We start from the raw sequence: 13,324 nt of genomic DNA on the forward strand, positions 1-13,324 counted from the left end.
TATATTCGATGGTTCAGTTACGGTTATTCGACTACCGTTGGTTGGCTAAACGGTGTTAGTTCCGTTTATACTAAACGTTGGCGGTAATACATTATAAAATCAAGTTAAAAATATGAAAATGAATTTTACTAAAACCTTGTTCGCTTGTGCTTCCATACTATGTCTATTAAGCTGTTCATCCAGCTTAATAGCGACTAATGGAAAAAAGTGGAATGGAACAGAAGTTTTGCAAAAGATAACTGATGAAACAGTGTTCTATGTAGATTATGAAAAAGTGGGGCACAAAAGTGCTTTAAATACAATCGACCCTAGCGACATTGCTAGTATAACAATGTATGAAAAATCAGACAAAAAGGTACCGAAAGCGATTAAGGATGATATAGATAATGGTGTCGTGTTGTTGATAACTAAGAAATATGCGATCAGTAATTACAGACCAAAACTTGCCAATATTTCAAAAGAGTATCATGATAGGACAGTAACTGAGCCTAATGATAGAGATAACTTAATGTATGTTATTAATGATGAAATATTAAAGCCTAATGTTGAGGGTAAGCTCATGAATCTTAAATTTTCTAAAGTTAAGTCAATAGTGGTACTTTCTGCAGATGAAGCACAAAAAATATATGGTAGTGGCGCTAATAATGGAGCAGTGATAATCAAATAGTACTTCCGCCAACACAGTTCAACCTTAACCCTCGCTACGCTTCGGGCTTCAGTTGCATGAGTAACGTTATCATCTAAATCAATAGCCTCTAAATCTCAACCATCTACAAAATGAACAAATACGGCCTTCATGGAAAGCTAAAAGCGACAGTGGGAAACGGAGAGCAACTTTCCTCTATCCTTCTTGAAGCTGCAAAACTGGTATCAACAGCTAAAGGTTGCCAGCTTTACTTAGTAAGCAAAGATAAAGAAGATGAGGACGCTGTTTGGGTGACGGAAGTATGGAGTAGCAAAGCAGACCATGATGATTCTTTAAAAGTAGAAGGTGTAAGAGAGCTGATCTCTCAGGCTATGCCCCTGCTGGACGGAATGCCGGAGAAAGGGCAGGAGCTTGATGTTTTAGGTGGAGCAGGTATAAAGTAGACAATAGTAGTTGCTGGAAAGAAGCTGAACCGAATGAGTGACTATCTACATTTAAGTATAGATAGAAGCAAGAGCAGCTAAGTAAAACAGCCGCTAACCACGGGTAACCTCCCGCACTAGCGAATGGCTGTTAACTATACTTATACTTGTCAATTTCTTTGTTACTCGTTTTAACCGAACAAAATCAACTATTTATGCAACTGAATTTACTTTTTTCAAGATGGTCTCAGGTAGCAGGAGCATTTTTAATGGGAGGCACTGTAGCATGGGCAATAAAGCTAGCTGTAATTGTTTCCACGAATGGTCGGATTATAACTTCCGGAGCCGCAGCGCTTTTCATGACAATTGGCATCGTGTTGCTGTTAATCGGTTCTACAGGTATAGGTTATCACCTCAGTAGAAATCGTAACCTTTGGGTTCGGGCCATTGCTGTCATTCTTTCACCTGCCCTGGTTTTTGGTTCTTTTATTCTGATTGGCATGGTTACCAATCCTCTGCTTAAAGACAGTAGTATCTGGTATGCGCAACAGGAAGCCCCAATTGCAGTTGCAGTTATAGTTTACATGGTAGTAGGGTATTTACTCTACAGGAGCGGCAAACGTGTATAGTGCTTTTGTAATAAGTCAATTCTAAACTATGTAAGTGCGAGCTTGTGGTTCGCACTTTAGAACCATTAGAAAGAAGCCACGGCCCGAACTGCAAGCTTACACCAACTAAAGGTTACATCATACTTAACAAATGCAATCATGAACACAAAACTACTAATGACTATAAGTGCCCTTGTTATGGGTATGACCGGTTTAGCATTATCTTTTTTCACTCAGGAAATTGCCGGCGGTTTAGGTATGAATGAGGCATCTGCTATTGTGCTGCAGGTATTAGGTGCGTTATACTTTGGCTTTGCCATGCTTAACTGGATGGCCAAAGCAAACCTGATCGGAGGCATCTACAGCAGACCGGTTGCTATCGGAAACATGGCTCATTTTGTGATCGGCGCACTTGCCCTGGCTAAACTGGCAGTAAAGGATCCAAGCCTAAGTTACATCGGGGCTGCAGCGCTTGTTTATTCCGTCTTTGCGATACTTTTCGGCTACGTTTTCTATACCACGCCTGCTCTAAGTCCCAAAGCTAATTAAAGAATTAAGAGCCCTGCTAGCGTGAGTTTCTAGCTCGTACTTCCTTATGCAAAACCTCAACAACCTGATAGAATGGAATCCAAAAAATCCCTGATGATACTCGTGGCGGGCCCATACCGCTCCGGTACCAACGACGATCCGGAACTGATCGCTGCCAATGTAAAGGCCATGACAGATACTGCCCTGGAAATTTACAAGATGGGGCACCTGCCTGTTCTAGGCGAATGGTATGCCCTGCCCCTGATCGAAGCCGCAGGCTCTCAGAAAACAGGTGATGAAATTTTCAACGAGATCTTTCACCCGGTAGCCATCCGCCTGCTCGATCATTGCGATGCGGTGCTGCGAATTGGTGGTGCTTCGAGCGGTGCGGATGAAATGGTAACGGTAGGCCGATCAAAAGGAAAAATCATTTTCCATGATAAGAGCGACATACCCGGAGTTTGATACCAGAGATTTGTGATAACCGCATGAAACTTCTGTACCTGCTGCTTCTCGGCCTTGTGTTGTTGGCTGATGTGTTTGCCTACACGGAAGTAGTTACGCTCATTCGTCAGCCTTCTGATGTCTCGGTTATACTAGGCTTCGGGTTGCTGGCTGTACTTATACTTGTCAACCTGTTTGTAATTCGTTTCACCTTTTCCAAACTCAACGCTTAATGAACCGTCCGATCTTTACTTTTAGCCTCGCCTTTATACTTATCATCCTCTTCTCTATTACCGCCATGAAATCCTGCACCCGCATTGATGCAGGGCATGAGGGTATACTTGTTAAACTGTATGGTACCGATAAAGGCGTGCAGGATGTGAGCCTGGTAACAGGGCGCGTATGGTATAATCCTTTCACCGAAGAAGTATTCGAGTTTCCGACTTTCGTGCAGACGGTAGATTACGCCCCTTTCACCGTCAACGCCAAAGATGGCTCCGTTTTCACGGTTGATCCGACCATCTCGTTCCGGGTGTTGCCGGGCGAAAGCCCGCGTATTTTCAGCAAGTATAGAAAAGAGATCGAGCAGATTACCGAAACGACACTCTACAACTATACCCGCGACGCGTTCCGGATTCAGTTCAACAAGTACAGCACCGACAGCATTATCTCGAACCGCCAGTCGTTTGAGGATAAAGTGCAGCATGCTTTAGGCGAATCGTTGAGGAAAGAAGGCTTTGACCTGGAGCAGATGACGAGCGGTCTGCAGTACCCGGAGGTGATCGTGCAGGCCGTAAACCTGAAGAACCAGGCCGTGCAGCAGGCCCTGCAGGTAGAAAACGAACTTAAAGTAGCCGAAGCGCAGGCACGCAAAAAGATAGTGGAAGCCGAGGCCGAAGCCAGAGCCAACGAACTGCGCCAGCGCACGCTAACGCCCCTGCTTATTCAGCAGCAATTCATCGAGAAATGGGACGGTCGCACCCCGCTTTACGGCAACTCACCTACTTTCTTTAAGAACGTGCAGTAGAGGAACTTACAACCTTTTCTGCCCTCGCTCGCCTCCGGCGAGTGTGAGTTGCCTGCGGACACTGGCCGCTTAAACTTACAGGTGTAATATAAGTGGCGAAACGCCGCCAAATGCTGACAAAGTTGAAACCTTCAGTGGTAGGCTTTTTGCGTATAACAAGCCATACTTTTATACTTCCATAAGCTGTAACTTATCAAAAGGATGAACACCGACCTGTTTACTTATTACAAAGAGCGGGCACAGGAGTATGAACGCGTTTACCAGAAACCGGAGCGACAGGAGGAACTCCGGCAGGCTACGGCTATACTTCAGGATATCTTCTCGGGCAGGCATGTGTTTGAAGTAGCCTGTGGTACCGGCTACTGGACCGAGCGCATTGCCGCCACAGCCAACTTCATCCTGGCTACCGACATCAACGAGGCCGTGCTGGAAGTAGCTAAAACAAAAACCTACCCCAAAGACAGCGTCAGTTTCAGGCAGGCAGATCTGTTCGATCTGGCTTCTCTGGCAGCCAAGTATGAAAGCCTGTTTGGTGGTTTTATCTGGTCGCACATCCGGTTGCAGGACCTCCCGCACTTTATCGGTATACTTAACAACCGGGTGGTACCCGGCGGAACGGTGGTATTGATGGATAACCACTACGTGGAAGGAAGCAGCCTGCCCATTTCGCAGCAGGACGTAAATGGAAATACCTACCAGACTCGAACCCTTGAAAATGGCAGCCAACACCTGGTGCTGAAGAATTTCCCGACAGAGGCAGGCATCAGAGAATTGCTGCAGGATAAAGCTACTGACATCAACTTCACCAACCTGCAACACTACTGGATCTTGTCTTACAAAACGCTCCCGCAGGAAGTATAAAAACTACTGCGGCTTCTCCCGCTTGTCTGAGAAAGGTGTCGGAATACCTGTCAGGAAAGGTGGCTCGCTCTTGAAGCCGTTGTTCTCGTTGTGGTCGTCGTAGGGTACTTTGATGCCGTGGTAGTAATCCTGCAGCTTGTAATCTTTGCGCAGCGGGTGGCCTTCCCAGTCGGCAGAGCAGAGGATGCGGCGCATGTCCGGGTGATCCTTGAAGTATATTCCTACCAGATCAAATATTTCCCGTTCGTGCCAGTCGGCGGTGCGCCAGATGTGGCTAACCGTTGGCACCTGTGGCATTGGCTCTTCGGGCGTAGAGTTTCGCGGCACGATCACCTTCAGCACCAGGCTATGGTTGTAGGGGATGGAGTATAGGTTGTAAACAACTTCCATGGTGCCCGCCTCCGGACCGTTGTCGATGCCGGTGAGGCAGGAAAGAAAATCGAAGTAAGTCTGCTGGTTGTCGTGCAGTTCCAGGCACACCTCCGCCAGGCGCTCTGTCTGTAGCACCAGGTAAGGCTGCAGCTTATCGGCTTTGGTATCAAGTATAACCTCCGCCCCAAACTTATCTGCTATTATACTTCTTAGCTCTTCGAAGGTCATACTTTAATTTTGAATGAGCGAATGTGTAACTGAGTGAATAATAATGGATAATGATTAACAGCTTTAAGCGATTGGGATTTGCCGAACATCCCCTTCTGACTGATCTCTGTTCGCTTCCATATTCTTCATTTCTGATTCATCCTTAATCATTCCTTCCTTATTCATTCTTTTCGCCATGATCTGCTGCACGGCTCTGGGCGCGCGTATGGTCTCTTTGCGGATGATCTCCTGCAGACGCAGAAATCCTCCGATCAAAGCCTCTGGCCTTGGCGGGCAACCCGGCACGTACACATCCACCGGTATGATCCTGTCCACGCCTTTTACCACATGGTAGCCGTGCTCCCAGTAAGGGCCTCCGCAGTTGGAGCAGCTGCCCATCGAGATCACATAGCGCGGCTCCGGCATTTGCTCGTAGAGCCTGCGCACGCGGTCTGCCATTTTAAAGGTAACCGTACCCGCCACGATCATCACATCCGATTGCCTTGGAGAAGCACGCGGAATAATGCCGAAGCGGTCCAGGTCATAACCAGAGGCATAGGCACCCATCATCTCGATGGCGCAGCAAGCCAGACCAAAGCCCATTGGGAATAACGAGGTTAGTCGCGCCCAGTTGAGCAGATCGTCCAGTTTGGTGATCACTACACCGCCTTCTCCTGTTTTATCCAAGGTAATGATGAATTAGAAATTAAGAATTATGAATGGCTAAAGTATAGCCCTCACTTGCTCTTTACTTATACTTCGCGCTTTGCCTCCTGACGCGCGTTAAACTGTTGATACACATCCATCGGTATTTTGGAGCGGCTCTGCGGAATTACCGGTTTTGGCTTGATCCAGTCGAGGTGGCCTTTGGCCCAGGCATAGGCCAGCCCCAGTACCAGCACGCCGATAAAGATGAACATTTCGATCAGCGAGAACCAGCCCCACATGCCATCGGTTGCTTCTATCAGATCTCTGCGGCCAAACACTACCGCCCACGGAAACAGAAACGCCAGCTCCACATCGAAAATGATGAAGATAAGCGCCACCACGTAAAAGCGCGGGTTAAACTGCACCCACGAGTTACCGATCGGTTCTTCGCCCGACTCATAAGTTGTCAGCTTCTCCGGGTTCGGCCGGTTCGGGCGAAGTAACCGGGAAGTAAACAAGCCAATGACCACGAAGATCGCGCCTCCGATCAGGAAGAGCAGGATAGTTCCGAAGTCCGATAAATAGGTTTCTGCCATAGTGCTGCAGCTGTGTACACAAATTTACGATAAAATACGTGATATATGCTTTTCCCTGAGTTATGCTGTGTTCACTGTCATCTCGACCAGCGGGAGAGATCTTATTATGCTCAAGAATAAACCCACCCCTGCACCCCTCAGAGGAGGGGAGTCTGCCTTAGCTATACTTTGAAAGTATAAGTTTCATAGCTGTAGGTATAGCGCGGACAGGTCGCGACCTGTCCCTACACATGGTTCCTGTTGCATAGCAGCTTACGAAGCAGTGTTGTTTCCAGTCCTAGGGTTGAGCGCCTTTGATTTGTTGCGGTGCTGAGCGACAGCGAAGCAGCCTGCAGGCGCAGCCGATGGCAGCTTCAAATCAACAGCGCGATGCCCGAGGACGAGGCCCCGCGGCCGTGAGCGCACCAAAGTTAGCGATGAAACTAGCAGCAAGTAAGACTGAGAAACAAAGACAGCTACGACAGCAATAAGCCAGCTTGCCACAAGTATAAACTTTAGCTATAAGTATAAGATTTCTCACTACCGTTCTAAATGACAGATTCAATCAAAAACAACCTTTCGCAAAGCAATCCGGTAACAAATAGTACCAAATATCAACTAGTCAAACCCCGACACTCCTATGCTTACCGGACGCGTAAATGCACCTGAGATCAATACTGAATATGGCTGGCTCAACACCGACCGCTCCTGGTCTATCAAAGACTTTAAAGGCAAGATCGTGCTGCTGGACTTCTGGACCTTTGGCTGCATAAACTGTCAGCATATTGTGCCGGACCTGGAGCGATTGGAGAAGGAGTTCGCTGATATTCTGGTAGTGATCGGGGTGCATACGGCTAAGTTTGATGCCGAGAAGCAGAACGAAACCATTAAGCAGGCCATACGCAAGTTTGGGATTGAGCACCCTGTGGTAAATGATGCGGACTACAAGATCTGGAATCAGTTTGGCGTGAGGGCCTGGCCGACCATTGTGCTGATCGACCCGAATAGCAAAGTGATCGGGCAGCATGCCGGGGAAGGCGTGTACGATACGGTGCGACCTTACATCCAGAAAATGAAAGAGGAGTTTAAAGAGGTGCTGAACCGCGAGCCGATCCGTTTCCACGTGGAGCAGCCGGTGGAGACGCTTTTATACTTCCCATCCAAACTCATCAGCGACAGCGAAGGCAATATTTACCTTTCCGACAGCGGCCATAACCGCATTCTGAAACTGAACCAGCAGGGGCAGGTGTTGGAGGTGATCGGGAGCGGCGAACGGGGCTTTAACAACGGAGGCTATGCTGATTCGACTTTTAACGAGCCGCACGGGCTGGCGCTGCACGATAACACGCTCTACATTGCCGATGCCAAGAACAACGCCATCCGCAAAGTGGATCTGGAGCACCGGATGGTAAGCACGGCCGCGGGTACAGGAGAGCTGGATTATTACTTTCTGGATGATAAGATAGGGGTGCCTGTAAACCCAAACAGCCCCTGGGATCTGTACATCTACGGCGACAGCATGTTCATAGCTAATGCCGGTAACCACCAGATCCTGCGCATGGACCTGGCTACTCATAAAGTATACCGCTTTGCCGGAAGCGGCCGCGAAGCCTTAACCGATGGCTCTTTACGCGAAGCCGCCTTCAACCAGCCCAGCGGATTAGCCATTAACGGCAACGTACTTTATGTAGCCGATGCAGAGGCCAGCGCCATCCGTACCGTAAACCTGAAAACAGGTATGGTGCTTACTCCACTCGGTCAGGGGCTTTTTGACTTTGGCGACGTGGACGGGCATGTGGACAATGCGCTGCTGCAGCACTGCGTAGGGCTGGAGATCATCGACAGCGACGTGTACATTGCCGACACCTACAATGGGAAAGTAAAAGTGCTGGATGTAGAGCGCAACCGGGTACGCACCCTTACCGATGGCCTGAGCGAGCCCAACGATGTGATGTTCCTGAACGGGCAGCTATGGGTAACCAGCACCAACAGCCACCAGCTCTTTAAAGTAGACCTGCACACCGGCGAGAAAGAAGAAGTGAAGGTGAGTTTTTAATTACGAATTACGAATTACGAATTATTCACCTGGATACGATCAACGAACCTCACACCCTGCCTTGCTGCTGTACCTGGCCTTCAATAAGTTGCATGCGCAGGTTCCGGAAGAATTTGAGTGTATACTGGAAGATCGGACTTTGGATGAGCGTGTAGAAGAAGGAGGCAACAGCGGCTGGTCCGCCAAGTGTAAAGCCAATGGCCAGCACCACCAGTTCTACCAGGATGCGGGCGCGGCTCACAGAAAGCTTCGTGCGCTCGGCTATTGAGAGCATAAACCCATCGCGCGGGCCTGCCCCCACACCACCTGCCACATACATACCACCGGCAATACCGGCTATCACCATGGTGCAGGCCAGGTTCAGGTAATCGAGGTATGTGTTGGTGGCCTTTGGCAGAAAGTCCAGCCACAGGAAAAGGTCTGTAAAAGGGCCAATGAGCAGGGCATTCAGGAACGTGCCGATGTTGATGTACTTCCGGTTCATGAACCACGACAACGCCACAAACAACAGCCCGATCAGCGTGCTCCAGGTACCAATAGAGAAGCCAAACTTCTGGAACATGGCCACGTTCAGCACCTCCCAAGGGTGTAGGCCCAGGTACTTCACCTGCACAGCAATGGCATTGCCCAGCCCAAACAGCATTAACCCGGTAAAGAAGAAACTGTAATTGATAACCTTCTCGCGCATAACCTTTCCGCCTCTTGTGGTGCTGATTTTGTTTAAACAACAATCGGCGCGCAAGTAAGCAAATTTCAGGCAGATAGACAGCAGCAAAGTATAGAAATCAGCAACCTGAGAAATGGGTTAGGCTGCCGCCTGTTGCGCCACCTGCTGTTTTACACGCAGGGCCTGCTGCAGGTGTCGTTCCTGGTGCAGCACCACAAACTCCAGCGCTTCACCAATGCGCATTTTCAGCAGTTTAAAGAACTCTACCGGCACGGCCTTCTTGTTCAGGTTGGCACTTTTAGCACTGCCAAGCAGGTTGATCAGCTCTGTCTGGTGCTGTAAAAATTCCTGAATGGTTTTACGGTCCAGGGTACTGTTGTTCGGATTCATGTGCTTCACCGTCTTATGCTTTTTCGTGTTTTGCGGGCGCACCATGTCCAGCGATTTCTTACCGAGCCAGCTGTAGGTTATACTTTGCATATCGTTCCCATCAGAGTTTGCGGCAATGGCTTTTGCCAGGGCAGGGTTGTAGTAACGGCTGTAGCGGTTGAGGTGTTCCAGGCACTCGAGTATGCTCCAGCTGTCGGGGGCGGGCTTGAAGTTGAGGAGGCTCAGGTCTAGCGACGCAAATTCTGTGTTAACGATCTGGTACAGCTTGCCGGCGGTTTGCTGTAGTTGCTCTAAAGTGGTCATAACGGTCATTTTTTATTTGTACACTCCAAAGGTACAGCAGGTTATGCTTTCCAATCCCTGATCGGCCTCAAGATTTACAGCTGCCGATGCACATGTGTAACACTTTCATTTTCAAAAGTTTAAGCAGCAGATATATGGGTTGTTGTGTATTAATGGTATTTTATTATATTTATACTCTATAATCAAATGAAGCTATTATGAAAACAAAATTTACCCTATGTATGCTGTCGTTGCTGCTGGTTAGCGGCTTTTATACTTCGTCGCAGGCGCAGGTCTTACAGAAAAACGACATGGAGGGGAAAGTGGTGCACGAGTACAGCACCATTGACATGCAGGGCTCGCCATACCTGCACCCGGAGTGGGCCTCAGGAACCGTGACTTTAGCTAACGGAAGAGTATACGAGGGGCTGGAACTCATGTATGATCAGGTAAAGGACATGTTGCTCTTCAAGGGGAAAGACAACCAGCCAAGAGAGCTGCTAGAACCTGTAAAAGAATTTAAGATAAGCTATATCCAAAAAGATAAACCTGTAGCCCATATTTTCCGGAAAGGGTACAGCGGCGATGGAGAAGTTAACGCGTTTTATGAAGTGTTGACAGATGGCAAAACCTCATTGCTGCGGAGAACTACCAAAGCGATATTCGACCGGAAAGGCTACAGTTCCGCCACTATTGTAAGAGAAGTGCAGCAAAAGGAGGATTTCTTTATTGCCTCTGGCGACAAGCTTGTTAAGATCCGGAAAGACAAAAAGTCGGTGATGAATGCGCTGGCCGGCGACAAGGATAAACTGGAAGTATACATCAGAGCCAATGCCCTGAACCTGCGCGAGGACGAGGACCTGGCAAAGCTTATAGCTTACCACAACAGCCTGAACTAAAATATAATCTTGCATGAGCCGCCTGAAGTATAAATTTATTTCAGGCGGCTCAGTTGCACCCGCTTTTTCCAGAGCGGCTCGAAGGCGGCAATGTCTTCCGGGGTGAAGTATGGGAATTGCTGGAGGAGGATGCGGAGCATGGGCTTTATACTTATTTTAAATTGAGCTGCTAATACAACTAGTGCGAACATTAAGTATAAATTCTGTCCACCCGCTGCCCTTGCTGTGTGTTCTCACCAGCAAGCATAACAGCCACTAAAGTATAGATTGTTGGTGAGAACACCAATAAAGACTGATAAAGCTTTTATCATTATATTAGAAGCCTATAATATTTAGGAACGCTGGAGCCAACCTCTTGTTGAAAAATAAAATTACTGCTAATAGATGAAATTAACTTTAAGAACTTTGATGATTGTATCATTAGGATTCCTCCTAAATCAAAGCTGTTATAGTCAGTCAGAGTGTAATCGAATGGTAGTAGATTATTCGCTGAAAAAGAAATTAATAAAAGAAATCTGTATTCCAGCTGATAAAGTTATTGGTTATGTTATAAATGATGTCGATCTGAATATGGATGGAAGGAAAGACGTTATAGTCAGATATCATAAAATGCCTTTAGCTGATGGTGATATTATTACGCATGACATTTATATTAAAATAGATGATTCCAATTATAAGCTTATCAAGAGTTTAGATAATTTAAAGTCACCTGTTTTAAAAAGCTATGATCCGGATTATGTAAAGACAAACCCGTTGACTCAGGACATTAGCAGCAGGTTTCCTAGAAATGTTGAAGTTGAATTCAAGGACAATCTGATCACTATCAGTCACTTTTTATATGATGTATATGGGAAGACATACAGCTTTGAATACAGAAAAAGCGCTAATGACTGGGTCTTATCTAAAGAAGAATATTGGATAGGAGATCTAGCGCCTAATTATATCGCTTTAATGGGAGTCTCTGAAAAGCTGCGTGGTAAAGTAGTTCTGGAAGAAAAAAAGCAGGTAAAGCCAGTTAAAATTGCTGATTTTAGCCTGGAAGAATCGAAGAAGAAGGCTGAGGAGGAGGGTGAGTATTTGATGGAAAATTACGACATATTTAACTGGAAGGTGGAATAATTTTTTCTGCCGTTTTTGGTGTTGTTACTAATGTTAAAAGCGCTAGAGCCTTTGTAAGTGAAAAGGGATATTATGAGAAAATTGTTTTCGGCGGCCGCTGATGTATGGATTGTTGGCGAGAAAATCAACAATGGCGGAGGTTTATCTTATGAGATCAGCCGCTTCAGAAAACTCCTCCAGTACATCGTCACTCATATACTTGAGTCTTTTTTCTTTAGCCAGTTCTTCAACCGAGTTATAGGAAATGAAAGTACAGCTTTGTCCTAAGATATATCTGAAAGCCGGTCTGGACAACTCTTGCATAACCTTCCCTTTTCTTTCAACTGGCGCAACAATATGTGCCTTGATATTAAGGTTAGGTTGCAGTGCCATCAGGTCAGCCATGCGAAGTATACCAGAGTAAATAGAAGTAGTATGCTCTATTTCAAAAGCGCGTACAATAGTTCTGCCCTTTATCCACAGCACATCAATGTTCTCGATAGTTTTAAGAGTATCAATGTTATAGTTCAGAGGCAGGTCGTTTAACACAAAGTTCTGCTTTGACTGCCATATCTCCAGTACCCGGCTTCTGTCGTTTTTCGGAAGCCAGATGTTGTATCCCATCTGGTTACCAATTTCTGCGAGCATTGCCTGAATTTTAATAGAATCACGTGTTAACGGAGCGTCTTCAGCAATATCTGTGTCTTGTTCAGGTACCTGTATCGGGCTTGTAGGAGTACTGCCTACTTTTGTATCTGCTTGAAACGGTATGAAATGATTGATTTTATTGATCTTGAATTCCCTGTCTAGCAGGTCGCATGCCGCTTTATCTGTGATGGGCTTTGATGACTGCACATATTTTATGCTCCAGTATTTACCTCCTGGTTCTGATAAAACTGCAAGGTCGAATGGCTTACAGAACTCTACCTCTTTAGCTGTCAGAGCATGTGCGTATCTCTCTCCATCGGGCCAAGGTCTGGAATCTGTCGCTGCCTCTAACCTGAATCGTACTCCACACAAAGTTTTCTTCCCTACTTTGACCGCTAAGTAAATCAGATCATTGGGCTGTGGGCCACGATGCGAGAAGCCAGCTATACTATGTTCTACACAGATGTTATAGTTTTCAACAGAAGTTGAGCAATGAAGGATTCTTGTACTCATTGTAGTGAAGCAAGAGGAAGATTTATATAGGATAAAGTTAATGTTTAATTACACATCTTCCAACACTTCTATCTCCGCTGCTCAAATCCCTTAAACCCCTTTAGCTCTTCCTTTTCCTCTACCTCCACCTTATCAACCCGCGCGTGTCTTGGGCCTTCGTGCACCCATTGCTCCAGTTCTTTCAGAACGGCTTCTTCTCCTTCAGCTTCCAGGTATACCGTGCCGTCGTCTTCATTCTGCACAAAACCGGACAGGCCAAGTTCCTGCGCTTTCTCCTGGGTGCTGGCCCTGAAAAATACGCCCTGCACTTTACCGTGCACTCGTATGGCAATGCGTTTCCTGTTGTTTTCCATCGTTCAAAAGTATAGATACGGTATCTCTGGGGAACGGACTGCACAGCAGCAGGTTTGGGCAAAGTATAGTTTAGCAGAAC

The 13,324-nt window shown here is 46.8% G+C and carries 19 protein-coding genes; 11 read left to right on the top strand and 8 right to left on the bottom strand.

The genetic code is table 11. The features are described 5' to 3' along the window. Positions 1–112: 112 nt before the first annotated feature. The 8 genes from MJ611_RS06540 (at position 113) to MJ611_RS06575 (ending at position 4,536) form a co-directional block, all read left to right on the top strand. The gene (locus tag MJ611_RS06540; RefSeq protein ID WP_250428707.1) at positions 113–667 is read left to right on the top strand and encodes a hypothetical protein; all 555 of its coding nucleotides are present in this window, start codon (positions 113–115) and stop codon (positions 665–667) included. 110 nt (positions 668–777) lie between these two features. After that, a complete protein-coding gene (locus MJ611_RS06545; protein ID WP_250428708.1) occupies positions 778–1,089 on the top strand; it encodes a putative quinol monooxygenase in 312 nt (103 codons plus the stop codon). 146 nt (positions 1,090–1,235) lie between these two features. After that, positions 1,236–1,697 (top strand): hypothetical protein, encoded by a 462-nt coding sequence (locus tag MJ611_RS06550; protein WP_250428709.1) that lies wholly within the window; start codon positions 1,236–1,238, stop codon positions 1,695–1,697. 138 nt (positions 1,698–1,835) lie between these two features. Then, the gene (locus MJ611_RS06555; RefSeq protein ID WP_250428710.1) at positions 1,836–2,225 is read left to right on the top strand and encodes a hypothetical protein; all 390 of its coding nucleotides are present in this window, start codon (positions 1,836–1,838) and stop codon (positions 2,223–2,225) included. Positions 2,226–2,297: 72 nt separating this feature from the next. Then, positions 2,298–2,669, top strand: coding sequence for a DUF4406 domain-containing protein (locus MJ611_RS06560; RefSeq protein WP_250428711.1), 372 nt, complete (start codon positions 2,298–2,300; stop codon positions 2,667–2,669). Positions 2,670–2,692: 23 nt separating this feature from the next. Next, positions 2,693–2,881 carry a hypothetical protein gene (locus MJ611_RS06565; RefSeq protein ID WP_250428712.1) on the top strand — a complete coding sequence of 63 codons (189 nt, stop codon included), beginning with the start codon at positions 2,693–2,695 and terminating at the stop codon, positions 2,879–2,881. Further along, complete coding sequence (locus MJ611_RS06570; protein WP_250428713.1) at positions 2,881–3,675, top strand: SPFH domain-containing protein; 795 nt, start codon at positions 2,881–2,883, stop codon at positions 3,673–3,675. The genes MJ611_RS06565 and MJ611_RS06570 overlap by 1 nt, the downstream gene beginning before the upstream one ends. Before the next feature lie 201 nt (positions 3,676–3,876). Next, positions 3,877–4,536, top strand: a complete 660-nt coding sequence (locus MJ611_RS06575; protein ID WP_250428714.1) for a class I SAM-dependent methyltransferase — start codon at positions 3,877–3,879, stop codon at positions 4,534–4,536. Positions 4,537–4,539: 3 nt separating this feature from the next. Here MJ611_RS06575 and MJ611_RS06580 read toward each other — a convergent pair whose 3' ends face one another. The 3 genes from MJ611_RS06580 to MJ611_RS06590 form a co-directional block, all read right to left on the bottom strand. After that, positions 4,540–5,136 carry an NADH-quinone oxidoreductase subunit C gene (locus MJ611_RS06580; protein ID WP_250428715.1) on the bottom strand — a complete coding sequence of 199 codons (597 nt, stop codon included), beginning with the start codon at positions 5,134–5,136 and terminating at the stop codon, positions 4,540–4,542. A gap of 63 nt (positions 5,137–5,199) precedes the next feature. Then, positions 5,200–5,811, bottom strand: coding sequence for an NADH-quinone oxidoreductase subunit NuoB (gene nuoB, locus MJ611_RS06585; protein WP_250428792.1), 612 nt, complete (start codon positions 5,809–5,811; stop codon positions 5,200–5,202). Between the two features lie 56 nt (positions 5,812–5,867). Then, complete coding sequence (locus MJ611_RS06590) at positions 5,868–6,359, bottom strand: NADH-quinone oxidoreductase subunit A (RefSeq protein WP_250428716.1); 492 nt, start codon at positions 6,357–6,359, stop codon at positions 5,868–5,870. A 619-nt stretch (positions 6,360–6,978) separates the two neighbouring features. On the opposite strand from MJ611_RS06590, the gene MJ611_RS06595 reads away from it, so the two are divergent. Beyond that, a complete protein-coding gene (locus tag MJ611_RS06595) occupies positions 6,979–8,394 on the top strand; it encodes a thioredoxin-like domain-containing protein (RefSeq protein WP_250428717.1) in 1,416 nt (471 codons plus the stop codon). 49 nt (positions 8,395–8,443) lie between these two features. Here MJ611_RS06595 and MJ611_RS06600 read toward each other — a convergent pair whose 3' ends face one another. Beyond that, positions 8,444–9,082 (bottom strand): YczE/YyaS/YitT family protein, encoded by a 639-nt coding sequence (locus tag MJ611_RS06600; protein ID WP_250428718.1) that lies wholly within the window; start codon positions 9,080–9,082, stop codon positions 8,444–8,446. Positions 9,083–9,199: 117 nt separating this feature from the next. Further along, positions 9,200–9,754 carry a DinB family protein gene (locus tag MJ611_RS06605; RefSeq protein ID WP_250428719.1) on the bottom strand — a complete coding sequence of 185 codons (555 nt, stop codon included), beginning with the start codon at positions 9,752–9,754 and terminating at the stop codon, positions 9,200–9,202. A gap of 197 nt (positions 9,755–9,951) precedes the next feature. On the opposite strand from MJ611_RS06605, the gene MJ611_RS06610 reads away from it, so the two are divergent. Further along, positions 9,952–10,632, top strand: coding sequence for a hypothetical protein (locus tag MJ611_RS06610; protein WP_250428720.1), 681 nt, complete (start codon positions 9,952–9,954; stop codon positions 10,630–10,632). Between the two features lie 35 nt (positions 10,633–10,667). Here the strand turns inward: MJ611_RS06610 and MJ611_RS06615 are convergent, their stop codons facing one another. Then, positions 10,668–10,823 carry a hypothetical protein gene (locus MJ611_RS06615; RefSeq protein WP_250428721.1) on the bottom strand — a complete coding sequence of 52 codons (156 nt, stop codon included), beginning with the start codon at positions 10,821–10,823 and terminating at the stop codon, positions 10,668–10,670. A 280-nt stretch (positions 10,824–11,103) separates the two neighbouring features. On the opposite strand from MJ611_RS06615, the gene MJ611_RS06620 reads away from it, so the two are divergent. Continuing rightward, on the top strand, positions 11,104–11,751 hold the full coding sequence (locus tag MJ611_RS06620; protein WP_250428722.1) for a hypothetical protein: 648 nt from the start codon (positions 11,104–11,106) through the stop codon (positions 11,749–11,751). A gap of 141 nt (positions 11,752–11,892) precedes the next feature. On the opposite strand, the gene MJ611_RS06625 is transcribed toward MJ611_RS06620, so the two are convergent. Both MJ611_RS06625 and MJ611_RS06630 read right to left on the bottom strand, forming a co-directional pair. Beyond that, complete coding sequence (locus MJ611_RS06625; RefSeq protein ID WP_250428723.1) at positions 11,893–12,891, bottom strand: hypothetical protein; 999 nt, start codon at positions 12,889–12,891, stop codon at positions 11,893–11,895. Between the two features lie 68 nt (positions 12,892–12,959). Further along, complete coding sequence (locus MJ611_RS06630; protein WP_250428724.1) at positions 12,960–13,244, bottom strand: acylphosphatase; 285 nt, start codon at positions 13,242–13,244, stop codon at positions 12,960–12,962. Positions 13,245–13,324 lie beyond the last annotated feature (80 nt).

It is taken from the genome of Pontibacter ruber, from assembly GCF_023630205.1.
GTDB lineage: Bacteria > Bacteroidota > Bacteroidia > Cytophagales > Hymenobacteraceae > Pontibacter > Pontibacter ruber.